Below are 23,797 nucleotides of genomic sequence, written 5' to 3' on the forward strand. Positions count from 1 at the left end.
CAGGAGACCAATCATGACTGTTCGATTGAACCCGTATTTGAACTTTCGCGACAACGCCAAGGAGGCCATGGAGTTTTACCACTCCGTCTTCGGCGGCAAGCTGGACCTGAGCACCTTTGCCGAATTCCATGCCTCCGATGACCCGGCCGAGGCAGACAAGATCATGCACGGCCAGCTCACGGCCGACAACGGCCTGGTCCTCATGGGCGCCGACGTCCCCAGCTCCATGGCAATCACCGCCAACTCAACGGTCTCGCTGTCCGGGGACGACGAGGAAACCCTGACCGGGTACTACAACCAGCTGTCCGACGGCGGCACCATCGCCGAGAAGCTGGCCAAGGCGCCCTGGGGTGACACCTTCGGAATGTTCACCGACAAGTTCGGTGTGCCGTGGCTGGTCAACATCGCCGGCACCCCCGCGGCGTAGCCCCCGGCGGCACGGCACCCGGCAGATGAGGGAGCGTCGCTCGCAGGGCCGCGAAAGATGAGGGAGCGTCGCTCTCAGGGCCGCGAAAGATGAGGGAGCGTCGTTCTCAGGGCCGCGAAAGATGAGGGAGCGTCGTTCGCGGGGCCGCGAAAGGGAGCGTCTTTGCGCTAGTGGCTGAGCTGGGCCAGAATCCTGGCCAGCTCGGTGCGGTCCGGTTCGGCCAGCTGCGCAAAGTATTCCATTGACTTGTCGCGGCGCGCGGCGCTGACCTCGGCAAAAAGTTGTTCCCCGGCCGGCGTGGCCACCACCAGGGTGGCCCGCCGGTCGCTCGGGTCTGCGTCCCGGCGCACCAGGTCCTTGGACTCCAGCTGGTCCACCACTTCGGTGGCGGAGCGCGGCGCAATGCGCAGCCGGTCCGCCAAGTCCTTTAGGCGCAGGCCGGCGGCCGAGGCACCGGCGGCTGAGCCGGCGCCTGAGCCGGCCCCAGGGCCGCAGCCGCGCACCAGCGTCTGCAGGGCCCGCCACTGGTGCGGCGTCAGTTCCCAGGGCGCCAGCTGCTCCGCCCACGTGCGCCGCAGCCCGCGGAACGCGGCGTGGAACAACTCGCCCAGGTCTGCGGAACCACCAAAATTTGCCATGCCCCCAGTCTATCCAAGGCCGCACGTTTGACCTACAACCTCATAGTGAGGTAACCTCCTTATTAGTTGGTGCGAATTCCGCACCCCGCACAACCTCCGGAGGTCCCCATGACGGAGATGAATACTTCCCCCCGCGGAGGCCAGGGCCCCCGCGCCGACCGCGGCCCCGCCCGCGTCAACCCCGCAGACAAGAGCCAAATCAAGGCCCATCCGGTGAGCCTGAAGCGGATCGCGGCCCTGTTCGCCCCACACAAGGGGACCATCGCCGTCGTCGTGCTCCTCATTACCGCATCCAGCGTGATCAGCCTCGCCCAGCCGTTTTTGGTGCGCGGCATCATCGACCGGGCACTGCCGGAGAAAAACATGCCGCTGCTGGCATGGCTTGCCGGCGCCATGATCGCGGTGGCCGCAGCCACTGCCGCGATTGGCGTGGTCCAGACGTGGATGGCCACGGCCATGGGCCAGGAAATTATGCACACGCTGCGCACGCGCCTGTTCATCCACCTGCAAAAGCAGTCGCTGGCATTCTTCACCCGGACCCGCAGCGGCGAGGTGCAGTCGCGCCTGAACAACGACATTTCCGGCATGCAGACTGTCATCACCTCCACGGCCACGGGCGTTGCGTCAAACTTGACCACGGCGGTGGGCACGGCGGTGGCCATGGTGGCGCTCTCCCCGCGGCTGTCCCTGCTGTCGCTGGTGATCATCCCGCCGGCCGTCTGGTTCTCCCGCCGCGTGGCCCTGCTCCGGCGCGACATCACCACCACCATGCAGGCCGAGCTCGCCACCATGAACACCCAGGTGGAGGAGGGGCTGTCCATCTCCGGAGTGCGGCTGGCGAAAACCCTCGGCACCACGGGCAGGGACGCCGCTCTCTACACCGCCAGCTCCCAGCGCCTGATCGGCCTGGAACTGCGCTCGCAGCTGGCCGGGCGCTGGCGCATGGCCACCATGGGCATCATTTTCTCCGCCATTCCGGCGCTGATCTACTTCGCTGGCGGCCTGCCCGGAAGCACCATGTCCATCGGCACCATCGTGGCGTTCACGGCGCTGCAGGCCACCATATTCCGCCCCATCATGGGCCTGCTGAGCCTGGGCGTCCAATGGGTCACGGCCATGGCACTGTTCAGCCGCATCTTTGAATACCTCGACCTGGTCCCGGACATCACCGCGCCGGTATCGCCCGTGCCGCTGGATCCTGCCACAGTCCGGGGCGAGGTCCGTTTCGAGGGTGTCCGTTTCGCGTACGACGGCGGCCCCGACGTTTTGCGCGGAATCGACCTTGCGCTGCCCGCCGGGTCCGCGACGGCCGTGGTGGGTCCCACGGGCTCGGGCAAGTCGACCCTGGGTGCGCTGGTGCCCCGGCTGCACGATGCCACGGCGGGCCGCATCACGATTGACGGCGTTGACGTCCGGGACATTGCCCCGGGCGTGCTGTCGCGCATTGTGGGCGTGGTGTCCCAGGAGACGTACCTGGTGCACGCCTCGATCCGCGACAACCTGCTGCTGGCCGCACCGGATGCCGGCGACGCCGAGCTGTGGCGGGCGCTCGGCGCGGCCCGGATCGCCGACCTCGTGGCCGGGCTGCCGGACGGCCTGGACACCCTGGTCGGCGCCCGCGGCCACCGCTTCTCCGGCGGCGAGCAGCAACGCCTGGCCATTGCCCGCACCATCCTGCGCAACCCCAAGGTGCTGATCCTGGACGAGGCCACCTCGGCGCTGGACAACACCACGGAGGCGCAGGTGCAGGCGGCACTGGACCAGCTCGCCGTCGGACGCACCACGCTGACCATCGCCCACAGGCTCTCCACGGTGGACGATGCCGACCAGCTGGCCGTGCTGGCCGGCGGCGAGCTGGTGGAAGTGGGGCCGCCCGCCGTGCTCCGGGACGCCGGGGGAGCATATGCCAGCCTCCTCGCGGCGGGCGAGGAACTGGAGCCGGCCACCTAGGATCCCGAAACGGACTAGTGAGCCCGATATATCAGGTTCAAATGTCCGTTGCGGCATCGTGGGCGGTTTTTGCCCCGCGTCAGGCCGCCCGGCGCGAGACCAGCAGGGTGGCGAGGGCCAGCAGCACGGCCACGCCAAACGCCATGACGTAGCTGGCAGTGCCCATCAACAGCAGCGCGGCAAAAACGGCCCCCACCACGCCCAGCGCGGCAGCCGTGGTCAGTGTTTCGCTCAGTTGCAGGGCCGACGAATTGGCGCCCTGTTCGTGCACGGCTGAACGCTCCAGCACCAGCACCGACTGGGTGGGGTAGGCCAGGCCAATGCCGAATCCGGCCGCGATCCAGCCAACCCAGGCGATCCACACCGGCCAGCCGGGCACCAGCACCAGTGAGGAAACGGCCATGCCCGCCAGCATCGACAGCGAGCCCCACTGCAGCGAGGTGGCCGGCTTCCACCGCCCCCGCCCGGCCAGCCAGGCGCCCACGGCCCACGTCACGCCGCCCACCGACAGGGACAACCCGGCCAGCCAGGCGGGCAGGTGCCGCTGGTCGATCATATACAGCGGAAGGTATACATCAGCGATGGTGAAGGCAGTGCCCATCAGCCCGCGCATCAGGATCAAAGACGGCAGCCCGCGCACCATCCGCCAGGTGCCCCGCGGCAGCAGCTTGCTGACGGCCATGCAGAGAAGCACGACGGCGGCACCCAGTTCCGCGGGCCACCAACCGCGGGTGCGGGCGCTGGCGTCGCCGAGCAGCAGCACTGACACGGACGCGACGACGGCCCACGCCGGGGCGCGCCACACGGCCAGTGATCGGCCTGTCCCCGGTGATCGGCCACTCCCCGGTGACCGGCCTGTCCCCGGTGATCGAGCCTGTCGAGATCCAGGGTCTCCGGCAAGCCCGTCAGCGCGCGCCGGAGCATCATTTATGCCGCTCCCCTTGGTGCCGCGGTAGATGATGGCGGCGGCCCCGAGGGCCAGCACGGGAACCGTGGCGAACACCCAGCGCCAGCCGAAATGGTCGGTCACCACGCCGGACAGGGCCGGGCCCACAATGGAGGGCAGCAGCCACGCCGCGGCCAGGGCGGCAAACATCCTGGGCCGCAGGTGCACGGGGAAAACCCGCGCGATCCCCACGTATAGGGCCACGCCGTCGAGCCCGGAACCAAAGCCCTGCAGGGCGCGCGCGGCCACCAGCAGCTCCATGGTGGGTGCGGCGGCGGCCAGGACCATGCCCAGCACATAAATGCCGACGCCGGCCAGCAGCGGGGTTTGCGGGCCGGACCGGTCAGTCCAAATTGCGGCGAGCGTCATCGACACCACGGAGGCGGCCATGGTGATGCCGAACGCCAGCCCGTAGAGCGGCAGGCCGTTGAGTTCGTTGGCGGCACGGGGCATTGCGGTGGTGATGGCGGCGCTGGAATAGGCAACCATGAACGCCAGGCCGAAGAAGCCGGCGGTGGCGCTGCGGTATTGGGGGCCCCAGATGGATGCGGGGGAGCTCACAGCTGCCGGCACGGATTCTCACACATAGGATTAGCCTAGTTATAGATGGGGCGGCAAGGAGAACAGGTGGAATTTTCACAACGGTACGTGGCGTTGGGCGACTCGTTTACGGAAGGCCTCGGCGACGAGGACACCACGCTCCCCAACCAGGTGCGCGGCTGGGCAGACCGTGTGGCCGAACAGCTTGCGCAGGCCCGCCCCGAAGGCACCTTCGGCTACGCAAACCTGGCCATCCGCGGCAAAAAGATGAAGCAGATCCTGGCGGAACAAATTGACGCCGCAGTGGCCCTGGACCCCACCCTGGTCACCATCTATGCCGGCATCAATGACATCCTGCGGCCCAAGGTGGACATTGACGCCATGATCGCCAAATACTCCGGCGGCCTGGCCAAGCTGGCAGCTACGGGTGCCCGGGTGCTGGTTTTTACCGGCTTTGATGCCAGCTCCTCCAAGGTTTTTGCCGGCATCCGCGGCCGCACCGCCGTGTACAACGAATTGGTCCGCGAGGCGGCCGAAAACACCGGAGCCGAGCTGGTGGACTACTGGCGCTTCCGCGAATACAACGACTGGCGGCTGTGGGACGTGGACCGCATGCACATGTCCACGCCCGGGCACGTCAACATGGCGAACCGGGTGTTGGAGGCGCTGGGCGAAACGGCCCGCATTCCCATGCCGGAACTGCCGCCCATCCAGGTCAAAACGACGGCGGAATCACTCAGGGACAACGCCACCTGGACGAAGGAGTACGTGGGACCGTGGATTGGCCGCCGCCTGCGCGGGGTGTCCTCCGGGGACAACCTCTCCGCCCGGTGGCCGCAGCTGCGCACGCCGCTATAGCCTGGCGGCGAGTTGGTCCCGGCTGTTGATCCCCAGTTTGGTGAAGATCCTGCCCACGTGGCTTTCCACCGTCCACACCGAGACGACCAGCCGTTCGCCGATCTCGCGGTTGCCCAGCCCGGCGGCGACCAGCACCGCAATTTGATGTTCGCGCGCCGTCAGCGCCGGCCGCGCATTCCTGGCGCCGACCCAGACACCATGCACGGCAAGGCTGTCACGGGCACGGCGCGCCGCCACCTCATCGGAGGCGAGCAGCGCCAGGGCATGCTCCACCAGCCACCGGGCGCGGCCGCCGTCGATCATTTTCCCGCAGGCAACAAGCCGGGGCACGACGGCGGCGCCCGCTGCGGGGTCCAGCTCCACGTAAAGGTGCAGGGCGTCCAGCTCGGTGACCCGGGCATCCCGTGCGGCGGCCCAGTCCGCCAGTTCAAGGGCGTCGGCAGGGCCGGCATCGCCCAGGCCGGCCTGGGCGGTGAGCTGCATGAAAAGGATCTCAGCCTCGATGTTGCGTGAACCGCGCAGTGCGCCGCCCCGGGACCGTGCCAGCGCCTTCGCCGCTTCCGATTTGCGCCCGGCCAGCGCCAGGACGGCCGCGAGGGCTGCGCGGGCGTAGGCGCCCAGGCCGTTGCGGTCGAAAGCGCCATATTTCTCAACGGCCAGTTGCAGATCGGCGGCGGACGCCATCCAGCGCCCTTGGGCCCGGGCCACATTGGCGGATGCCACCAGGTCCAGCGTGTAGTCGTACTGGATCCCTGGAGGGTCAAAGTCGCGGCGTTCCAGGCGCGCCTGCTCCAGCTGTTCAATGTCCCCGATCCACAGGATCAGGTGGTGGGCCACGCTGCGCAGCTCACCCACGGCCCACGGATAGTCGGCGGTGCACCGGCGCGCCACCTGCAGTCCTTCCCGGCACAGGTCAAGGGCGCGGAACAGTCCGCCCCGGTGGCCCAGCCCCAGCGCAAACATGGACAGGTAGGCCAGCATGGGCTCGTCCACCTCGCCACCGTTGGCCGACAGTGCGGCCTCGCCTGTTTCGATGACGGGGGCAAAGTTGCCGGCCCAACCGTGGATTTGCACGCGGAGCCCTTCCAGCGTGGCCTTGACGGCGGGCCCCAGCAGCAATTCCGCCTGGTCCAGGGCTTCGAGGGCGGCCGCGGGGGAGTCGTGGCGGAACAGCTTGAAATTGGCGCGCAGGGCCGTGACGGCCAGGGCGCCCTCCAGGAATTGTGCGGCCGCGGCGTCCGGGCCATCATGGTGGCGTTCCGCCTCCTGGCGGGCCGCGGCGGGCAACAGCGCCCAGGCGGATTCCAGGTCCGCCACGCCGCCGTCGGACCCGGGGATGAAGCTGGCCGCAAAGGCCTTGGCTGCCAGGGTGCCCAGCCGCTGCACCGGGCTCAGCCCTGTCCTGGCCAGTGCAGCGTCAGCCAGCAGCACGGCATGCCCGAAGTCCTGCAGCTCGCCCGCCAGCCACGACGCCCTGATGAGCGTGGGCGTGGCAACGTCCAGCCCGCATTCCAGGGCCCAGAAGGTGGAGCGGAGCATGGAAGCCGGGCTCCCGTCGTCGGCAGTGGCCCGGTGCACGTTCACCATTTGGTGCAGCCGCAGCCGGTTGCTGACGCTGACCGCAGCGCGGATGGCCTCGCCCTTGAGGGGATGGGCGGACACCACATCCGGGACCAGGCTGCGCGGGGGATGGACAAGTGCGATGTGCTCGGCGCGCAGGCAGGCGTCAAAGTCCTGGGGGCGGACCATTTTCAAGAGCAGCGGCAGGGCGATGGGCTCGCTGAAGGCAACGAGCTCCAACACGTCCCGGAGGGCGTCGGGGAGTCCGGCCATGTCGCGCTCAATGAGGCGTGACAAGGTGCCCGGGACGGCGCTGGCCCTGCGCCACTGCCATCCCGTGGAGGTATTGAACATGTCCCCTGACTGCAGGGCCGAACGGACCACTTCGCGCAGGTACATGGGGTTGCCGCGGGTCAGCGTGTAAAGGTGCCGGGCGGCGTCAGGGTCCACGGGCCCGCCCACGGCCTTGTCCAACAGCAGGCGGGTGTCTGCGGCGTCGAGGGGGTCCAGCCGCAGCGATTCCACCACGGAATCCTTGAGCAGCATTTGCAGGGACTCCGGCAAGGCTGAGAGCTGGCGGACCGTTGCCACGAGCTCCGCCTGCCCGGCACGAACCTGCCAGCTGATGTACGTGGCACTCATGGTGTCCAGCAGGTGTGCGTCCTCGATCCGGTACAGCACCGGCCTGGCCTGCGGTTTCGGGGGTGCGCTGGCGACCAATTCCATTGCTGCCGCCAGGGATTCGGTGGACATGCTCGGTGCCAGTGAGGACCACGGCAGGGAGTTGCTGGTGGCGGTGCACAAGACCGGCACCACCAGCGGGGAGTTGCGGGCGTCCGCCAGCAAGGCCGAAACAAGCCCCGAAGCAAAGGTCGTTTTTCCCACGCCCGGCTCGCCGGCAACCACCAAGCCCGCAGTGTGCCCCGTGGCATGGTTGGGGAGCCCCGCCGAACCCAAGTTTTGGACGCCCATGGCGAACGCGCGCAGGGCCCGCATCCGGTCGCCGTCGCGCTCCAAAACGGGCCAGGCAGTCGGGAATATCGCGGGCGCACTCACAAGGAAAACATTACCGCCCGGGAATTTGCGTAGTAACTACTGATGTGCCGCGTGGATGCCGTCCCTAACGTAAGGGGTGGGAATGGATTTACGCGTTGCATGCTCAGGGGAAGGGGAGCGGCCGTGGCCAAAAAGGGAATTCCGGCGGGGCCTGAAAAGGCGTTCGGAGCAGCGGGACAGTTCACGGTGGGGGAGACGTTGGGCCACGGCAGACCATTGGGGGCCGCCGTGGCCAATCCCGCGGAGCCGGCCAAACAACCTCTTTTGCGCGCCGCACGGACCAGTACCCGGCGCCATGCCCAAGATGCTCGGCCGGGCCATTCCGGGCCGGACATTGCGGGTATCTGGCCCCGCAGGAATTGTTCCCCGCTGCACTGACCCGCTGAATTGGCCCGCTGTACTGACCCGCTGTACTGACCCGCGGTGCTTCCTTCTTTGGCCGCGAAGTGATATGGGCCAATTCGCCTTAAACGGCACGTGCCACTAGACTGGGTAGGCGCTAGGTGGCGCGGAGCGTGTGCAATTGCTCCGGTTTGCGGTGATTATCCTCCCGTGGGCCGGTAGTTAGGGGCTCAAGTTGCGTGCATTCGGGTATTCGCCGGACGGGCACCTTTTCCTTTCATCATGAAAATGAGGCGGGGAATCATGCTGTCCAAGGGCGGACGCTGCCTCAGCGCACGGTTTGCAGCAGTGAACCGTATCCACATATTTAACTAGGAGTGATCATGGCAGCACATTGCCAGGTGACCGGAGCCGAGCCGGGCTTTGGACATAGCATTTCGCACTCGCACCGCCGCAACAAGCGCCGGTTCGATCCGAACATCCAGAAGAAGCGCTACTGGGTTCCGTCCCTGCGCCGCAACGTGACGTTGCAGCTGTCCGCCAAGGGCATCAAGACCATTGACGTGCGCGGTATTGACGCCGTTGTCGCCCAGATTCTGGCTCGCGGGGTGAAGCTCTAATGGCAAAGGACAGGGACGTACGTCCGATCATCAAGCTCAAGAGCACCGCGGGTACCGGTTTCACGTACGTGACCCGCAAGAACCGTCGTAACACTCCGGACCGCCTGGTCCTGAAGAAGTACGATCCCAAGATCCGTCAGCACGTCGAATTCCGAGAGGAGCGCTAAGACTATGGCCAAGAAGTCCATGATCGCGAAGAACGAGAAGCGCAAGGTCATCGTCGAGCGTTACGCCGAAAAGCGCCTCGCCCTGAAGAAGGCCCTTGTCAACCCCGCCTCCACTCCGGAAGAGCGCGAAGCTGCCCGCCTGGGCCTGCAGAAGCTCCCCCGCAACGCATCGCCCGTGCGCGTCCGCAACCGCGACGCCATCGACGGCCGTCCGCGTGGAACGCTCCAGAAGTTCGGCATCTCCCGTGTCCGCTTCCGCAAGATGGCGCACGCTGGCGAACTGCCCGGCATCAAGAAGTCCAGCTGGTAACATCCCGCTGAAAAAGGCGGCGACCTTCGGGTCGCCGCCTTTTTGCTGCCCTCTTTCGGCGGCCGGCTTGCCCCGCAGCGCTGACCCCTTGGTCAGTATGCAGCGATGGTGGCCAAGCATCCGCCAAAGTCGCCATCGCTGCTGAATGAAGGGGCTGATGGCCGCCCGCAGGCCCTCCGCAGCTTGGCTGAGAGCGAAAAAGCCCTCAAAGTGGCCCGAAAAACGCCGAGAAATGGCGGAATTTGCCGTCAGTTCCGCGGTTTTGCTGGTATGTTCGCTAGCAGTGGTTGACACGCAACCGCGTGGAATTAGAAATTCTTGACGTCCAGGAGGACAAACATGGCTAAGAATCGTAGCGAACTGGTAGCTGAAGTTGCTGCAAAGGCTGAGACCAGCCAGACCGCAGTGAACGGCGTGCTGGACGCCTTGTTCTCGGTATTCGAGAGCTCCGTTGCAGCCGGCGAAAAGATCACCATCCCGGGCTGGCTCTCCGTCGAGCGCACCGACCGTGCAGCACGCACCGGCCGCAACCCGCAGACGGGTGAGGCCATCCAGATCGCAGCAGGCCACAGCGTCAAGCTGTCCGCCGGCTCCAAGCTGAAGGCTGCAGTCGCCAAGAAGAAGTAGTCCTTCTACGACACTTCACGTGGGGGCGGACGGCGCATGCGCCTGCCGCCCTCACGCTGTTTAACCCTCTTCCTGTGCATTCCCTGATTCGCCCAATCTGCGCCGCGTGCAAGACAATGGAAGGGTGCCACCTGTTGAAGCGTCCCCCGCCATAGCGTCCCCTGCCGTCCCCGGCACCTTTGCCGATGGCATTCGCAGCCGCTGGTGGTGGCTGGGCTTCGTGGCCGGAATGGCCGGCATGGTGGGCGCCCTGATGTGGACCGGCGCCGCCGCCGTCCAAAAGCTCGCCGATCCCGGCGCGTTCACCCGCTGGGGCCTGCCCGCCGCCACCACCATTCACAACATGGCGCTGGCCACCGTGGTGGGCGCGCTGGTGTTCGCCGTCGTCATCCTGCCCAAGGACGCCAAGGCGCGGCGGCCCCACACCGGCAAACAGAAGGACGACGCCGGGAGGCGCGCCCCAGTGCCCGAGCACCCCGCTTTTACCCGGGTCATGAACCTTGCCGCAGTGGCCGGCTGCGTGTGGACGCTGAGCGCAATCGCCGTCCTGGTGCTCACCTATTCCAGCGTCTCCGGCCTTCCCATCGCCGGCACCCAGGACTACAACAACCAGCTGGTCTTCTTCGTGACGGGGCTGCCGGTGGGCCAGGCGTGGCTGGCCGTGGTGATTTGCGCCGCCGTCGTGACCACCATGGTTTTTGGCATCAGGAGCGTCAGCGGCCTGGCCGTCCCCCTGGTGGTGGCGCTGCTGGCCTTCGTCCCGCAAGCCCTGGTGGGCCACTCCGCCTCCAGCGCGGACCACAACGGTGCCGTGAACTCCTTGTTCCTGCACATCACCGGCGCCTCGCTGTGGGTGGGCGGGATCATTGTGCTGGTGGTGGTCTCCGGCGTCCTGGGCAAGCTCACGGCGCAAACCCTCCAGCGCTTCTCCGCCCTGGCGATCTTTGCGTTCGCCGGCGTGGCAGGCTCCGGCATTGTCAACGCGGCCATCCGCGTGACCAACTGGCACGATTTGTTCTACTCCACCTACGGCCAGCTGATCCTGGCCAAGTTCTCCGCCACCATGGTGCTGGGCGTCATCGGCTGGATGCACCGTACCTGGATCATCCCCCGCCTGGCCGGGGGGAAGAAGAGCACGGCGGCAGCACCCACCCGCCGCCTGCTCTGGCAGCTGATCTTTGTGGAGCTTTTGATCATGGGCATCATCAGCGGCCTTGCCGTGGGCCTGAGCCGATCGGCCCCGCCGCAGTCACGGGAACTGGTGACGTCCTCCCTGTCCCCGGCGCAGATCCTCACCGGGTACCCGCTGCCGCCGGAACTGACGTTTAGCCGCTGGTTTACCGAGTGGCGGATGGACTGGCTATGGGTGGCCTTCGCCCTGGTGGCCGGGGCCGCCTACCTGGCCGGCATGCTCAAGCTCCACCGACGCGGCGACAAATGGTCGGTGCTGCGCAGCATTTCCTGGATTGTTGGGCTGCTTGTACTGGTCTACATCACCTCCGGCGGCCCCGCCGTCTACGGCGACGTGCTGTTCAGCGCCCACATGGTGGAGCACATGGCCCTGATGGTCATTGCACCGCTGTTCCTGGCCATGGGCTCACCCGTTTCCCTGGCCCTGCAGGCGCTGGCCCCGCGCCGCGACGGCTCCCGCGGCATCCGCGAGTGGATCCTGGTGCTGGTCCATTCCAAGTTTTCCCAGCTGGTCACCCACCCCCTGTTTGCGGCCGCCAACTTCGCCGGCAGCCTGATCATTTTCTACTACTCGCCGCTGTTCGGGCTGGCCATGCGCTACCACGTGGGCCACGAGCTGATGATCATCCACTTCACCATCACGGGCTACATCTTCGTGCTGAGCATGATCGGCAGCGACCCCTTGCCGCGCCGCTTCCCCTACCCCTTCCGGCTGCTCCTGCTGCTGGCCACCATGGCCTTCCACGCCTTCTTTGGCGTCTCACTGATGATGGCCACGGCCCTGCTGTCGGGTGAATACTTTGGCAACATGGGCCGTGCCTGGGGCGGTTCGGCCCTTGTCGACCAGCAGACGGCCGGCGGCGTGGCCTGGGGTGTCGGTGAAATCCCCACCCTGGCCATTGCCATGGGCGTGGCCTACATGTGGTCCCGCTCCGATGCCCGGGAGACCAAGCGCAAGGACAGGGCGGCGGACAGGAATAAGGACGCCGACCTCAACGCTTACAATGACATGTTTGCCCAGCTGGCAGCACGCGACGCTTCCGCGCCGTCGAGCCCGCTGCGAAGTTCACACGCATCCGGCCCGCACGCGCCCGGAACACCCGAACGCCGTTCACAAGGAGAAATGCACTAGTGGAATCCACCACCACCCCTACCGCCGCCACTGTCCGCGTGAGGGCCTCGGAACTCCAGGGCCGCGGCTGGCTGAACACCGGCGGCGCCGAGCTGGACCTGGAAAAGCTGCGCGGCAAGATTGTCATCTTGGATTTCTGGACGTTCTGCTGCATCAACTGCCTGCACGTCCTGGATGAGCTGCGGCCCCTGGAGCAGCAGTACAGCGATGTGCTGGTCACCGTGGGCGTGCACTCGCCCAAGTTTGAACATGAGGCGGACCCGGTTGCCCTGGCCGCCGCAGTGGAACGCTACGACATTGCCCACCCCGTCCTGGACGATCCGGAACTGGTCACCTGGCAGGCGTACTCCGCCCGCGCCTGGCCCACCCTGGTGGTGGTGGACCCGGAGGGCTACATTGTGGCGCACCTGTCCGGTGAGGGCCATGCCGCGGGGCTGGCCACCTTCATCCCCGAACTGATCGCCGAACACGAGGCCAAGGGCACCCTGCACCGCGGCAGCGGCCCCTACGTGGCACCCGAGCCCGTGGCCCGGGACCTCCGCTTCCCCGGCAAGGTCCTTCCGCTGGCCGGCGGCAACTTCCTGGTTTCGGACACAGGCCACCACCGCCTCGTGGAGATGGGCCCGGACCTGGCCACCGTGGTGCGCACCATCGGCACCGGTGCCAAGGGCCTGGCCGACGGCCCCGCCGAGGCCGCAGAATTCAACGAGCCCCACGGGCTGGCGCTGCTCCCGGGTGAGCTGGCGGCGGAAGTGGGCTACGACGTGGTCGTGGCCGACTCCGTCAACCACCGCCTGCGCGGCGTGACGCTGGCCGACGGCCGCGTGCGCACCATCGCCGGCAACGGCGTCCAGCGGCTTCTGGAGGCGGGCCCCGCCCGCGTGGACGACGACGGCGCTGCCGCCTCCGCGGCCGATCTCGGGACCGCGGCGCTCGAGGTGGCGCTGTCTTCACCCTGGGACGTGGCGTATTCGTCAGCGCTGGGTGCGGTGGTCATCGCCATGGCGGGCACGCACCAGATTTTCGCGTTTGAGCCGGCCAGCGGGGCTGTGTCCATCGTGGCGGGCAACGGGCTGGAAGGGCTGCTGGACGGCCCTGCGGATCAGGCCTGGTTTGCCCAGCCGTCCGGGGTCACGGAGGATGCCCAGGGCAACATCTGGGTGGCGGATTCGGAAACCTCCGCCCTGCGCGTGCTGAAGTTTGGCCCCGCGGGCACCTCGGTGGAGACAGCCATAGGTGAGGGGCTCTTTGACTTTGGCTTCCGCGACGGCGACGCCGGCCAGGCCCGCCTGCAGCACCCGCTGGGCGTTGCCGTGCTGCCGGACGGCTCCGTGGCCGTGGCCGACACCTACAACGGCGCCGTGCGGCGCTACGACCCCGCCTCCAAGACAGTCAGCACCCTGGCGCGCGGCCTGCTGGAACCCAGCGACGTGCTGCTGGACGAGTCCGGCGAGGTGCCGCTGCTGATTGTCGTGGAGGCGAACCGCCACCAGCTGATCCGCCTGCCCCTGCCCAAGAACGCCCTGCAGGTGGATGAAGGTGCTGCCCAGACCCAGCGCCCCAAGACTAATGTGGCGCCCGGCGAGCTGGCCCTGAAGGTCAACTTTTCGGCCCCCACCGGCCAGAAGCTGGACGACCGCTGGGGGGACCCCACACAGCTGAAGATTTCCTCCACGCCGCCGGAGCTCCTGGTGTCCGGCGGAGGCACCTCCGTGGGCCTGAGCCGCACCCTGGTGCTTTCGCCCGACGTGCCCGAAGGCGTGCTGCACCTGACGGCACGCGCCGCGGCCTGCGACGGCCCGGAGGACGCCAATGGGGAAATCCCTGATCACGCTGCCTGCCACCTGTACCAGCAGGACTGGGGAATTCCCGTGCTGCTGGCCGCCGACGGTGCCACGGAGCTGGCGCTGGACCTGCGCGGCATGGACTAACACCTTCCCGAACCGGCACTTAACGTGGATGTTTCAGCGCAACATCCACGTTATGTGCCCGTTCGGCGGGGGTTTAAGCGAACAAGCCCTCGCCCAGGAAGCCGTTGGCCGCCGTCACTCCCGGCAGCCCGATGAAGTAGCCGCCGCCAAACGGTTCAATGTAGTCCGTCATGGGTTCGTTGACCAGGCGCAGCTGGGTGGCCTCAAACTGGGCCTTGATGTCCCGCTGGAAACTGGCGAAGATCAGTCCCGCCTGCATGTTTCCGTTCAGGTCCACGCCCAGGTCGTAGTTGTAGCCGCGCCGCAGCAGGCGTGAGGCATCCGTGGCCTTGGTGCGCGGGTTGGCCATGCGGATGTGGGCGTCCAGCGGGATGTTCTGCCCGTCCGGGTCATTGGCGTAGTCCGGCACGTCCGTCTCCTTCACCGCACCCAAGGGGGCGCCGCTGACCCTGTGCCGGCCGATCATGCCGTCCTGTTCACCTAGGCCCACCCGGTCCCAAAACTCCACCAGCATGCGGATCAGCCGGACCACAATGAACGTGCCGCCCACGGCCCAGTCCGGCTGTCCCGAGCCCTGCGTGATCCACACAAGTTGCTCGTCCTGGGCGGGGTTCGCGATGCCGTCCTTGTAGCCAAACAGGTTCCGCGGGGTGCCGGCAGGGCGCGGCGCCGAGTGGAAGCCGTTGATCTTCCAGGAAAGGGCCAGCAGGCCGCGCGTGGCCTTGGTGATTTCCCGCAGCGCGTAGTGGACCATGTCGGTGGAGTCCGCGCACAGCTGCAGCAGCAGGTCCCCGCCTGTCCACGCCGGGTCAGGGGTGTCATTGGGGAATACCGTCATTTCCGTCAGGCCCTTGGGCTTCTTTCCGGCCAGCCCAAAGGCGGGGTTGTCGAAAACGCTGGCCGCCAGCCCCACCGTCATGGTGAAGGAGTCCGGCGGCACGTCCTCGCCCAGCACTCCCGAGTTCTGCGGCGGACCGCCAGCGATGGCGGGCAGAGACTCGGCCGGGACCGGGTCCGCGGCACGCACGCCGGTGGAAAGTTTCACGCCCTGCGCCGTGAGCACTTGCAGGAGGGTTTTTAGTTCCGCCTTGGTCGTTGCCAGCACGCGGAAGGAGGCAAAGCAGGCCTGGCGCTGCTGGTCCGCCGGGCGGTACACGCCCGCCTGGGTAGCCCCGTGGAAGGGGACGGCGGGCGCGGTGGCGGAGGCCGGCGTCGCGCTTGGCGAGGAATGGATGGCGGCGTTTGCGGCCGTGGCTGCCAGGGCTGTGACGGCGGCACCGGAGCCGGCACCGATCAGGAAGGAGCGGCGCCCCGGGCGTGGGGGCGTGGTTGGGTTCGAGGTCATGGGTCCAGATCCGGGTTAGTCGTCAGTGGAAAACAGGGCGGGCACGTAGGCCAGGGACTCCAGCGCGGCACCGAGCGCTCCGGTCACGGGCTGGCGTGCCGCGAGCGGAAGGGTGCGCCAGGCCGGCCACGTGCCTTGGTCCTGCGTCCGTGCCAGGGCGTTCCCGAGGCGGTCCAGGGTGGCTGTCACCTTGGCCGTATAGCCGGGGGAAAGCGTGTCAACCAGCGTGCGCATCAGGGCGAGGACCACGCGGGTGCCGTCCAGGTCGGCGGAGGTCAGGGCGAGGGCCATACCGCTGCCTTGGTCGTTGTTGCCTGAAAGGTTGTCGCGGAGGGAGTCCTCCAGGATTTCGTGGCACCGCAGCGGCATGTCCGAGCCCGCCAGTTCCATGGTGGGCAGCTTCCCGTGAAGTTCGACGACGTCGGCGTACAGTTTGCTGGCCACGGCAGCCAGTTCGGCCGGGCCTTGCCCGTGGAACAGCCCGTATTCCAGCCGGTGGAGCCCCGTGAACCCCGGGTCGGCGGAGCCCTTGGGCAGGCCGGACGGCAGGCCGTTGATGGCCGAACCGAGATCGCCGAAGCTGCCGTAGGCCGCACCAACGCGCTGCCAGGTCATTTGCGCATCCAGCCACTGCCGGCGTGCCACTTCCAGGCTGTTGTTGCCGATGGACGCCTTCAGGGAGAGGGCCTGGCCGGTGAGGGTGTCGAGCTGGCCGGAGACGTAGTTGCGGTAAGCAGCAACCACGCCGTCCATGGTGGGGGCCGGTGCGGGCAGGGAATCGGGCATGCGGATCCTTGGCGTGGGACGAAGTAAGGCTTGGCTTGCCTATAGTATCCCAATAACGGCACCATTCCGTTCGCTAATTACCTTTTGTGTGCCCTAGTAGCTGACCACGGGTGTGACGCTCACCGTGGTGCCGCTGATGGCCAGCTTGGCGGTGAAGCCAAAATCCTCGGCATGCTTGACGGGGGCCACGGCGCCGGTGAACAGGTTTTGCTCCTGGTAGGACACCTGGGCCTTGACGGTCAGCGGCCCCATGATCCACTTCCCGCCGTAGGGTGTGATCGAGATGGACGGGTAGTTCACAATGCTCCACGCGATGGGGGAGACCACCCTGTTATCGGTGGCCGCGCTCATGGGGCAGTTGGCCGGCATCAGGACGGCCTGCTTGGCGCACCCATCCAGGTATTGGTGGATGGTGGCATCCACTTGGCTCAGCAGCTCGCTGGTGGGTCCCGTGGCCAGTGCGACGGCGGGAACGCTCGCCAGGGGGCTGCTCACGGAACGGGTCACCGGCGCCGCGGCGAAAAGGGACGACTGGTATTCGGCTTCGTAGTTGCCGGGATAAAAGACGGCGAAGGTGTTTTTGCCGCCCGGCATGTTCACGGCCACGCCGTTCACTTGCGCCTCCGTGGCGTTGACCACGGAGACGTTGATGGTGGGCAGGGTGGTGGGCAGGATGGTCCAGCTGTCAAAGAACAGCCAGTGGCTGGGCCCGGGCTCCAGCTCAAAATCGGTGGCGAGCTCCGTGCCATTGACGTGGTAGCTGACGGTGACCTTGCGCTGCCCGTTGGGCTGGTCCACGGGCTTGCCGATGGAGACATCCTTGATGGACTCCTGGGACTTGGCCAGTCCGGCACCATCCAGCACGGCCGCATTTCCGGCCGGCACCCGGGCGTTGAGCAGCCCCAGCGCTTTGGCCCCGTCGCCGGCCCGCAGTGCGTCCAGGTAATTTTGCACTGTCCGCTGCGGGCCGAAGGACTGGGCGTTGACCACCGAAATGGTCACAATGGCGGCCGCGATGGCCAGCATCAGGATCAGCAGCCATGCGGCACCAATCTTGATGAGTTTGGCCCCGTTCTTCACGCGGTCCACTGTACCGGGTCACACCTGCCCGCCTTGAATCCGGCGCGGACCAGCATTACGGACCGGCTTCACCAACTAGCGGCGCCTCCGGGGCGCGGTGCCGAACATGTCCCGCATCAGACTCCGGCCCAGCTGGGAGCCCATGGAGCGGATCATGCTCTTGACTCCGCCGCCCAGCGCACCGCCCAAGGCGCCCATGACCTCGGCGCCCAGCCCGCCGCCGTCGTTCTTGGTGGCGGGGAGGTTGGCAGGCGGGGGTGGCGGCAGCGGGGTGCCCACGGCGGGGCCGGTGGTCGGAGCGGCGGCCTGCCCCTGCAGCTTTTCGTAGGCGGAGACGGGGTCGACGGCTGTCCCGTAGGTGGGCAGCAGCGAGGACGCGGCCACCACGGCCTTGACGGCGTCATCGGCGGCCGGGCCCATCACGGAACCCGGGGCGCGCATGCGGGTCAGGGCCACCGGGGTGGGAGCGCCGTTTTCATTCATGACCGTCACCACGGCCTCGCCAATGCCGGCCGAGGTGAGGACTTCCTCGAGGTTGTAGTCGCTGACCGGGAACGTGGAAACCGTTGCCTTCAGCGCCTTGGCGTCGTCGGGGGTGAAGGCGCGCAGGGCGTGCTGGACCCGGTTGGCGAGCTGGGCCAGGACATCGCCGGGAACGTCCTTGGGGGTCTGGGTGACGAAGAAAATGCCCACGCCCTTGGAACGGATCAGCCGCACGGTCTGGGTGATCGCGTTCAGGAAGGCCTTGCTGGCGCCCGTAAAGAGCAGGTGCGCCTCGTCAAAGAAGAACACGAGTTTGGGCTTGTCGGCGTCGCCCACTTCGGGAAGGTCGCGGAACAGGTCCGCCAGGAGCCACATGAGGAAGGTGGAGAACAGCAGGGGCTTGTCCTGGACGCTGGGAAGTTCCAGGCAGGTGATCACGCCGCGGCCGTCGGGGGCGGTGCGCAGCAGCTCGGCGGTGTCGAACTCCGGCATGCCGAAGAAGTCGCTCATGCCCTGGGCGTCGAGGGTGATCAGGTTGCGCAGGATGACGCCGGCCGTGGCCTTGGAGAGCCCGCCCAGCTCCTCCAGGTCCGCCTTTCCCTCATCGGAAGTGAGGAATTGGATGACGGCGCGCAGGTCCTTGAGGTCGTACAGTTCCAGGCTTTTGGTGTCCGCATAGTGGAACACCAGTTGCAAGCTGGATTCCTGGGTCTCGTTCAGGCCCAGCACGCGGGAGAGCAGGATGGGGCCGAAGCTGGTGATGGTGGCGCGCACGGGCACGCCGTTCCCGGCCCCGCCCAGGGCCAGGAATTCCACGGGGAAGGCCTTCGATTCCCACTGCTGGCCGATTCCCTGAGTGCGGGCCGTGAGCTTGTCGCTGCCCGTGCCTGCCGTGGCCAGCCCCGTGAGGTCGCCCTTGATGTCGGCCATGAACACAGGCACGCCGGCGGTGGAGAGCTGCTCGGCCATCATGTGCAGGGTGACGGTCTTACCGGTGCCCGTGGCCCCGGCCACCAAGCCGTGCCGGTTCATCATGGCCAGTGGCAGGCTGACCTGCGCCTCGGGGTGGACGGCGCCGTCCACAATGGCGGCGCCAAGGGCGATGGATGAGCCGCTGAACGTGTAGCCGGCCTGGAGGGATGAGACGATCTCTGCGGGTGTCTTGGTAGCCATAACGAAAGCGTACCCGCCGTCACATCCTGCGTCTTGTATCTGCGTGGGGATGTCCGCGGCGCCGGGACCATGAACTGGAGCGCCGTCAGTGGCCAACGGGGCTCCACTTGGCAAGTGGAGCACCGTTGGGGGCTGACGGGGCCGCGTTTCAAAGTGGCGGGTCATCACCCCAGCAGCAGCGCCACCACAAACATGGCCGGGATGGCCAAAATGGTGGTGGCCAGCACGGTGTCCTTGGCCACGGTCACGCCCACCTGGTAGCGCTGCGCGGTGACGTAGACATTTTGGGCGGCGGGCAGAGCTGCGGCCACCACCACGGCAAACAATGCGGCGCCGTCCATGCCGATGAGAAAACGCCCCAGCAGGAACGCAACCACGGGGTGCAGCGCCAGCTTGAACCCGGTGGCCAGCAAGGTGTCCGTCCGCCAGCCGTCCTTGGCTGCCAGCGGCTTGCTGCTGCCCAGGGACATGCCGAAGGCGATCAGGATGGCGGGAATGGCCGCGCCGCCAATCAGGTGCACGGGCTCGGCAATCAGGGCTGGCAGTTTCCAGTGCGTGGCGGCCAGTACCAGGCCCACCAGGGTGCCCAGAATCATGGGATTGCGGAAAATCTGCAGGAACACCCGGCCCGGGGTGGCTCTGCGCCCGCTGGTGGTGGTGTCCAGCAGCAACAGGTAGCACGGGGTGTAAAACGCCAGCTGGAAAATCAGCACAGGCGCAATCAGCGCCGCGTTGCCCAATACATAGGCCGCGATGGGAATGCCCAGGTTGGCGGCATTGACCACGGAGGAGGACATTGCGGAGAGCAGCGCCTCGCTGACCGAGCGCCGCAGCCACAGCCTGCTGATCAGGAAAAACAGCCCGCCGGTCAGGACGGCGCTGAGGGCCGCGGCCAGCAGCGGCGCGGAAAACACTTCCGCCAGGTCCGCCTTGGACAGGGTCTCCAGCAGCAGCGCAGGGCTGGCCACGAAAAACGACAGCCGGCTCAGGACCTGTGGCGCGTTCTCACCCAGCACCTTTTGCCGGCCCACGAACCAGCCCACCAGGATAATCAGCCAGACAACGGAGAACCCCTCAAGGACGGCTAGCATGGCGGGGTTTGCAGGGTGGCGTTCACGGCGGGCACGTCCCCAGCCTATGCCGAGAAAGCGCATTCCGGCCGCCAAAGGAACAATAGCGGTCAGCCTGTCGGCTTCGCCGGGAAGCACGACGGCGGCGCCAGGGCAGGTGCCGGGACTCGCCTACCGTGCGGCGAGGGCTGGGCGGGACAGGCCCTCGGTGACGGCCTCGGCCGGGTCGGTGCCCAGCTTGACGATCTTGTTGTTGGCATCCACGTGGACTACGGCGGGAACATAGTCGCGCGCCTCGGCAGTGGACATTTGGGCGTAGGTGATCAGAATGACCAGATCGCCCACATTGACCAGGTGGGCGGCGGCGCCGTTGATGCCGATGACCCCCGAGCCGCGCTCGCCCGCGATGGTGTACGTCTCCAGCCGGGCTCCGTTGGTGATGTCCACAATGGAGACCAATTCGCCGGGCAGGATGTCCGCGGCGTCCAGCAGATCGGCGTCGACGGTGACGGAACCAACGTAGTGCAAGTCGGCGTGGGTCACGGTGGCGCGGTGGATCTTGGACTTAAACATGGTTCGGTTCATAACGCCTCCAGTCTACCGCGGGGGCCTTGCAGGCTGCTGTGAGCGGGGCCATAGCCGAAACATATCGCTATCTGCGGCCCACGGGAGTCAGCTTGCGGCCCATGATGGCCCGGGTCAGCGCGTCCACCACCTCAGTGTTTGCCAGCGGGTTGCGGATCAAGGTGAAGTCCACGTCTCCCACGGGCGGCAGGTCAAAGCGTTTCGTGATGATTTTCAGGTCGTCAGGCACCAGGGAGGTGGGCATGACGGCAATGCCAATTCCGGCCCGGAGTGCGGCAAGAACTCCGCTGATCTGCTTGGTGGTGCACGTGACCCGCCACGTCCGGCCCACTTTCTCGAGGGCATCCAGCGCCAGTTTCCGGCTCAGGCTCGGTGCCGGGTACACGATGACGGGCACGGGGGCTCCCGGTTCAAGCACTGTCTGTTCCAGCCCCACCCAGGCGAACGGGTCCGTCTTGACCACTTCGCCTTCCTGGGCGCCGGAGACCCATTTGACGAACACCAGGTCCAGCAGCCCGGCCTGGAGCCGCCGGTGCAGCTGGTCGCTCTGGCTGACGGTCAGCTCCAGGTTGATCTGGGGGTACAGCTGGCGGAACTCGCGCAGAATCCGGGGGAGCCCGGTAATGGCGAGGTCGTCCGCCGTGCCGAAGCGCAGCCGCCCGCGCATGGCGGCACCGGAAAAGTAGCGGGTGGCGGCGTCATTGGCGGCGAGGATGGTGCGGGCAAAGCCGGCCATGGCATCCCCATTGTCGGTCAGCCGCACGTCGCGGGTGTCCCGCGCCACCAGGATTCGCCCGGCCGCCTGCTCAAGTTTGCGCACGTGCTGGCTGACGGTGGGCTGGCTGATGCCCAGCCGTTCCGCCGCCCGCGTGAAATTGCGTGTTTGGGCCACGGCCAGGAAGCTTTTCAGCTGGGCCGGGTCAAAAGAGGGGGTGTCATGCATTCGGAAATCACCTCACGATTACGATTCGCAATGGTACTTATAGGCACCATACCTCTTCCCTATGAAGAATGCTTCCGTAGTGTTAACGGCAGGACCCCCCAAAAAAACCCTTCCAGCCCAGGATTAAAGCGTTGACGCCCCCACCAGCAACCCCGAATGCTGCCCTGACCGCCCCCATCAACATGGTGACCACGCGCCCGCCGTGGAGCCAAACCTTTTCCTCGCTCAAAATACGCAACTACCGCGTGTTTGCCACGGCCAACCTGCTGGCCGTCACCGCCGTCTGGATGCAGCGCGTGGCCCAGGACTGGCTGGTGCTGGAACTCTCCGGTTCCGTCACCGCCGTGGGCATCACCGTGTTCATGCAGTTCATCCCGTCCCTGGTGCTCATGCCGCTGGGCGGAATTCTGGCGGACAGGTACTCCAAGCGCCTGATCCTGATGATCAGCCAGGGCTCCGCCGGGATACTGGCCGCCATCATGGCCACCCTGGCGCTGACGGGTCACCTGCAGGTGTGGCACGTCTATCTCATCGCCTTCATCCTGGGCCTGGTGGTGGTGGCCGACCAACCCGCCCGCCAGGTCTTCGTCAATGAATTGGTGGGGCCGAGGCAGCTCCGCAACGCCATCAGCCTGAACTCCTCCATTTTCCAAATGGGCGGGATGATCGGCCCGGCCGTCAGCGGTGTCCTGATCACGGCAGTGGGTGGCGGCTGGGCCTTCGCAGTTAACGCGCTGGCCTGCACGGTCACCGTGATTTCCCTGATCCTGATCCGCCCCGGCGAGCTCATCAAGTCGGCCCCCGCCAAGCGTTCCAAGGGCCAGCTCATGGAAGGGGTGCGGTACCTGCGATCCAAGCCCACCATCTTCTGGCCGGCCGTGATGGCCGGCTTCATCTCCGTGTTTGGCCTGAGCCTGGCCGTGCTGATGGCGGCCTACGCCAACAACGTGTTCGACGCCGGTGCCGGAGGCTACGGCCTGCTGAACACCCTGGTTGCGCTCGGGGCGCTCATGGGGGCTCTGGCCTCGACCCGGTTTGCCGTGCTGCGCCTGCGCTCGGTGATCACGGCTGCTGGCGCCTACGGCGTAGTGCTGATGCTGGCGTCGCTTTCCCCCAACATGGTTACGTTTGGCATCGTCATGGTGGTGGCGGGCTTTGCGTCACTGCTCTTTTTGACCAGTTCCAACCAGCTGGTGCAAATGTCCACGAACGTGCTGGTCCGTGGCCGCGTCATGAGCCTGTACATCATGGTGCTCATTGGTGGACAGGCGCTGGGCGGCCCTCTCATGGGCTGGCTGGCCGAGCACCTGGGCGTGCACTGGGCCATGCTGGTAGCCGGAGGCATGCCGGCGCTGGCCGCCGCGACCATCGGAATCACGCTGGCCCGCCGCGGCCACCTGGCCCTTAAGTTCAACCCTCGCAACCTGCGCCAGCCGGTCTTCATCGTGTCGAAAAATGGATTCGGGGCACAAGAGGCTTAATTCCATCGACATTGCCGGGCCCCGGGAATAGCCTTAAATCATTCGAGAGTTACCCCACAACAATGATGGAGAGGTGCCGACATGGGAGCTCAGGAGAATGCTGATTTGGTCCGTCGCGGATACGAGGCCTTCAGCGCAGGTGACATGGCAACGCTGGGCGAATTGTTCGCGGCGGACGCCGTCTGGCACGTGGCCGGCAACAATGTGCTGGCGGGTGCGAAGGAGGGGCGTGATGCCATCCTGGCGTATTTCGGTGAGCTGGGGGCGCGTTCGGAGGGTACCTTGAAGGTGACCGTGGACGACATCATTGGCGGGGAGACCACCACTGTTGCCTTGCAGCGCACCCACGCCGAGAGCAGCGGAAAGGTCCTGGATTCGGGCGGGGCCCTCACTTTCCAGGTTCGCGACGGCAAGATTACCGAAGGCCGCGAATTTTTCGACGACACGACAAAAGGTGACGCGTTCTGGGGGTAACCTTCAGTACCCGGCCAACGGCCGCACCTTGTTGCCTCATTGGAATACCTCCGGGAAGCTGAGTCGTTGCCTCATTTAGAAG

General features: G+C 66.7%; 21 protein-coding genes. 11 read left to right on the forward strand and 10 right to left on the reverse strand.

Annotation, left to right across the window (positions count from 1 at the left end; translation table 11 throughout):
• Positions 1–13 precede the first annotated feature (13 nt).
• The gene (locus G6N77_RS15980) at positions 14–427 is read left to right on the forward strand and encodes a VOC family protein (protein ID WP_165183163.1); all 414 of its coding nucleotides are present in this window, start codon (positions 14–16) and stop codon (positions 425–427) included.
• 167 nt (positions 428–594) lie between these two features.
• Here G6N77_RS15980 and G6N77_RS15985 read toward each other — a convergent pair whose 3' ends face one another.
• Positions 595–1,065: a MarR family winged helix-turn-helix transcriptional regulator gene (locus G6N77_RS15985; RefSeq protein ID WP_165183164.1), complete on the reverse strand. Its 471-nt coding sequence runs from the start codon at positions 1,063–1,065 to the stop codon at positions 595–597.
• Positions 1,066–1,173: 108 nt separating this feature from the next.
• On the opposite strand from G6N77_RS15985, the gene G6N77_RS15990 reads away from it, so the two are divergent.
• Positions 1,174–3,015, forward strand: a complete 1,842-nt coding sequence (locus tag G6N77_RS15990; protein WP_165183165.1) for an ABC transporter ATP-binding protein — start codon at positions 1,174–1,176, stop codon at positions 3,013–3,015.
• Between the two features lie 79 nt (positions 3,016–3,094).
• Here G6N77_RS15990 and G6N77_RS15995 read toward each other — a convergent pair whose 3' ends face one another.
• Positions 3,095–4,522 carry an MFS transporter gene (locus G6N77_RS15995; protein WP_165183166.1) on the reverse strand — a complete coding sequence of 476 codons (1,428 nt, stop codon included), beginning with the start codon at positions 4,520–4,522 and terminating at the stop codon, positions 3,095–3,097.
• A 66-nt stretch (positions 4,523–4,588) separates the two neighbouring features.
• On the opposite strand from G6N77_RS15995, the gene G6N77_RS16000 reads away from it, so the two are divergent.
• The gene (locus G6N77_RS16000; protein ID WP_165183167.1) at positions 4,589–5,359 is read left to right on the forward strand and encodes an SGNH/GDSL hydrolase family protein; all 771 of its coding nucleotides are present in this window, start codon (positions 4,589–4,591) and stop codon (positions 5,357–5,359) included.
• On the opposite strand, the gene G6N77_RS20375 is transcribed toward G6N77_RS16000, so the two are convergent.
• Positions 5,354–7,975 carry a helix-turn-helix transcriptional regulator gene (locus tag G6N77_RS20375; protein WP_165183168.1) on the reverse strand — a complete coding sequence of 874 codons (2,622 nt, stop codon included), beginning with the start codon at positions 7,973–7,975 and terminating at the stop codon, positions 5,354–5,356. The two genes, G6N77_RS16000 and G6N77_RS20375, sit on opposite strands and share 6 nt — an antisense overlap.
• Before the next feature lie 725 nt (positions 7,976–8,700).
• On the opposite strand from G6N77_RS20375, the gene rpmB reads away from it, so the two are divergent.
• From rpmB to G6N77_RS16035, 6 genes are all read left to right on the forward strand, one after another.
• Positions 8,701–8,937, forward strand: a complete 237-nt coding sequence (gene rpmB / locus G6N77_RS16010) for a 50S ribosomal protein L28 (RefSeq protein ID WP_110502513.1) — start codon at positions 8,701–8,703, stop codon at positions 8,935–8,937.
• Positions 8,937–9,104: a 50S ribosomal protein L33 gene (gene rpmG, locus G6N77_RS16015; protein ID WP_038465687.1), complete on the forward strand. Its 168-nt coding sequence runs from the start codon at positions 8,937–8,939 to the stop codon at positions 9,102–9,104. Before rpmB ends, rpmG begins: the two co-directional genes overlap by 1 nt.
• A gap of 4 nt (positions 9,105–9,108) precedes the next feature.
• Complete coding sequence (gene rpsN, locus G6N77_RS16020) at positions 9,109–9,414, forward strand: 30S ribosomal protein S14 (protein WP_165183169.1); 306 nt, start codon at positions 9,109–9,111, stop codon at positions 9,412–9,414.
• Positions 9,415–9,753: 339 nt separating this feature from the next.
• Entirely contained in the window at positions 9,754–10,041 is a 288-nt protein-coding gene (locus tag G6N77_RS16025; protein ID WP_165183170.1) for an HU family DNA-binding protein, read from the forward strand.
• Positions 10,042–10,270: 229 nt separating this feature from the next.
• Positions 10,271–12,364 (forward strand): bifunctional copper resistance protein CopD/cytochrome c oxidase assembly protein, encoded by a 2,094-nt coding sequence (locus G6N77_RS16030; protein WP_165183185.1) that lies wholly within the window; start codon positions 10,271–10,273, stop codon positions 12,362–12,364.
• A complete protein-coding gene (locus tag G6N77_RS16035) occupies positions 12,364–14,295 on the forward strand; it encodes an NHL domain-containing thioredoxin family protein (RefSeq protein ID WP_165183171.1) in 1,932 nt (643 codons plus the stop codon). Before G6N77_RS16030 ends, G6N77_RS16035 begins: the two co-directional genes overlap by 1 nt.
• Before the next feature lie 73 nt (positions 14,296–14,368).
• Here G6N77_RS16035 and G6N77_RS16040 read toward each other — a convergent pair whose 3' ends face one another.
• The 7 genes from G6N77_RS16040 to G6N77_RS16070 all read right to left on the reverse strand — a co-directional run bounded on the left by G6N77_RS16040 (position 14,369) and on the right by G6N77_RS16070 (position 21,760).
• Complete coding sequence (locus G6N77_RS16040) at positions 14,369–15,640, reverse strand: Dyp-type peroxidase (protein WP_165183172.1); 1,272 nt, start codon at positions 15,638–15,640, stop codon at positions 14,369–14,371.
• 15 nt (positions 15,641–15,655) lie between these two features.
• Positions 15,656–16,426, reverse strand: coding sequence for an EfeM/EfeO family lipoprotein (locus tag G6N77_RS16045; RefSeq protein WP_165183173.1), 771 nt, complete (start codon positions 16,424–16,426; stop codon positions 15,656–15,658).
• 93 nt (positions 16,427–16,519) lie between these two features.
• Positions 16,520–17,506 carry a hypothetical protein gene (locus G6N77_RS16050; protein WP_165183174.1) on the reverse strand — a complete coding sequence of 329 codons (987 nt, stop codon included), beginning with the start codon at positions 17,504–17,506 and terminating at the stop codon, positions 16,520–16,522.
• 75 nt (positions 17,507–17,581) lie between these two features.
• Positions 17,582–19,162 (reverse strand): helicase HerA-like domain-containing protein, encoded by a 1,581-nt coding sequence (locus G6N77_RS16055; RefSeq protein ID WP_165183175.1) that lies wholly within the window; start codon positions 19,160–19,162, stop codon positions 17,582–17,584.
• 164 nt (positions 19,163–19,326) lie between these two features.
• The gene (locus G6N77_RS16060; RefSeq protein WP_165183176.1) at positions 19,327–20,253 is read right to left on the reverse strand and encodes an AEC family transporter; all 927 of its coding nucleotides are present in this window, start codon (positions 20,251–20,253) and stop codon (positions 19,327–19,329) included.
• Between the two features lie 150 nt (positions 20,254–20,403).
• Positions 20,404–20,817 (reverse strand): aspartate 1-decarboxylase, encoded by a 414-nt coding sequence (gene panD / locus G6N77_RS16065; RefSeq protein WP_165183177.1) that lies wholly within the window; start codon positions 20,815–20,817, stop codon positions 20,404–20,406.
• 67 nt (positions 20,818–20,884) lie between these two features.
• Entirely contained in the window at positions 20,885–21,760 is an 876-nt protein-coding gene (locus G6N77_RS16070) for a LysR substrate-binding domain-containing protein (protein WP_165183178.1), read from the reverse strand.
• A 131-nt stretch (positions 21,761–21,891) separates the two neighbouring features.
• On the opposite strand from G6N77_RS16070, the gene G6N77_RS16075 reads away from it, so the two are divergent.
• Together G6N77_RS16075 and G6N77_RS16080 are read left to right on the forward strand one after the other, a co-directional pair.
• Entirely contained in the window at positions 21,892–23,241 is a 1,350-nt protein-coding gene (locus G6N77_RS16075) for an MFS transporter (RefSeq protein WP_370875219.1), read from the forward strand.
• An 81-nt stretch (positions 23,242–23,322) separates the two neighbouring features.
• The gene (locus tag G6N77_RS16080; RefSeq protein WP_165183179.1) at positions 23,323–23,715 is read left to right on the forward strand and encodes a nuclear transport factor 2 family protein; all 393 of its coding nucleotides are present in this window, start codon (positions 23,323–23,325) and stop codon (positions 23,713–23,715) included.
• Positions 23,716–23,797 lie beyond the last annotated feature (82 nt).

It is taken from the genome of Arthrobacter silviterrae, assembly GCF_011045165.1.
Classification (GTDB): Bacteria; Actinomycetota; Actinomycetes; order Actinomycetales; family Micrococcaceae; genus Specibacter; species Specibacter silviterrae.

What these genes read in the sequence shown, in the direction of transcription:
- G6N77_RS15980 (WP_165183163.1), top strand. Translation starts at nt 14, where the DNA reads ATGACTGTTCGATTGAACCCGTATTTGAACTTTCGCGACAACGCCAAG.
- G6N77_RS15985 (WP_165183164.1), bottom strand. Translation starts at nt 1,065, where the DNA reads ATGGCAAATTTTGGTGGTTCCGCAGACCTGGGCGAGTTGTTCCACGCC.
- G6N77_RS15990 (WP_165183165.1), top strand. Translation starts at nt 1,174, where the DNA reads ATGACGGAGATGAATACTTCCCCCCGCGGAGGCCAGGGCCCCCGCGCC.
- rpmB (WP_110502513.1), top strand. Translation starts at nt 8,701, where the DNA reads ATGGCAGCACATTGCCAGGTGACCGGAGCCGAGCCGGGCTTTGGACAT.
- rpmG (WP_038465687.1), top strand. Translation starts at nt 8,937, where the DNA reads ATGGCAAAGGACAGGGACGTACGTCCGATCATCAAGCTCAAGAGCACC.
- rpsN (WP_165183169.1), top strand. Translation starts at nt 9,109, where the DNA reads ATGGCCAAGAAGTCCATGATCGCGAAGAACGAGAAGCGCAAGGTCATC.
- G6N77_RS16025 (WP_165183170.1), top strand. Translation starts at nt 9,754, where the DNA reads ATGGCTAAGAATCGTAGCGAACTGGTAGCTGAAGTTGCTGCAAAGGCT.
- G6N77_RS16030 (WP_165183185.1), top strand. Translation starts at nt 10,271, where the DNA reads ATGGCCGGCATGGTGGGCGCCCTGATGTGGACCGGCGCCGCCGCCGTC.
- G6N77_RS16040 (WP_165183172.1), bottom strand. Translation starts at nt 15,640, where the DNA reads ATGACCTCGAACCCAACCACGCCCCCACGCCCGGGGCGCCGCTCCTTC.
- G6N77_RS16045 (WP_165183173.1), bottom strand. Translation starts at nt 16,426, where the DNA reads ATGCCCGATTCCCTGCCCGCACCGGCCCCCACCATGGACGGCGTGGTT.
- G6N77_RS16055 (WP_165183175.1), bottom strand. Translation starts at nt 19,162, where the DNA reads ATGGCTACCAAGACACCCGCAGAGATCGTCTCATCCCTCCAGGCCGGC.
- G6N77_RS16060 (WP_165183176.1), bottom strand. Translation starts at nt 20,253, where the DNA reads ATGCTAGCCGTCCTTGAGGGGTTCTCCGTTGTCTGGCTGATTATCCTG.
- panD (WP_165183177.1), bottom strand. Translation starts at nt 20,817, where the DNA reads ATGAACCGAACCATGTTTAAGTCCAAGATCCACCGCGCCACCGTGACC.
- G6N77_RS16070 (WP_165183178.1), bottom strand. Translation starts at nt 21,760, where the DNA reads ATGCATGACACCCCCTCTTTTGACCCGGCCCAGCTGAAAAGCTTCCTG.
- G6N77_RS16080 (WP_165183179.1), top strand. Translation starts at nt 23,323, where the DNA reads ATGGGAGCTCAGGAGAATGCTGATTTGGTCCGTCGCGGATACGAGGCC.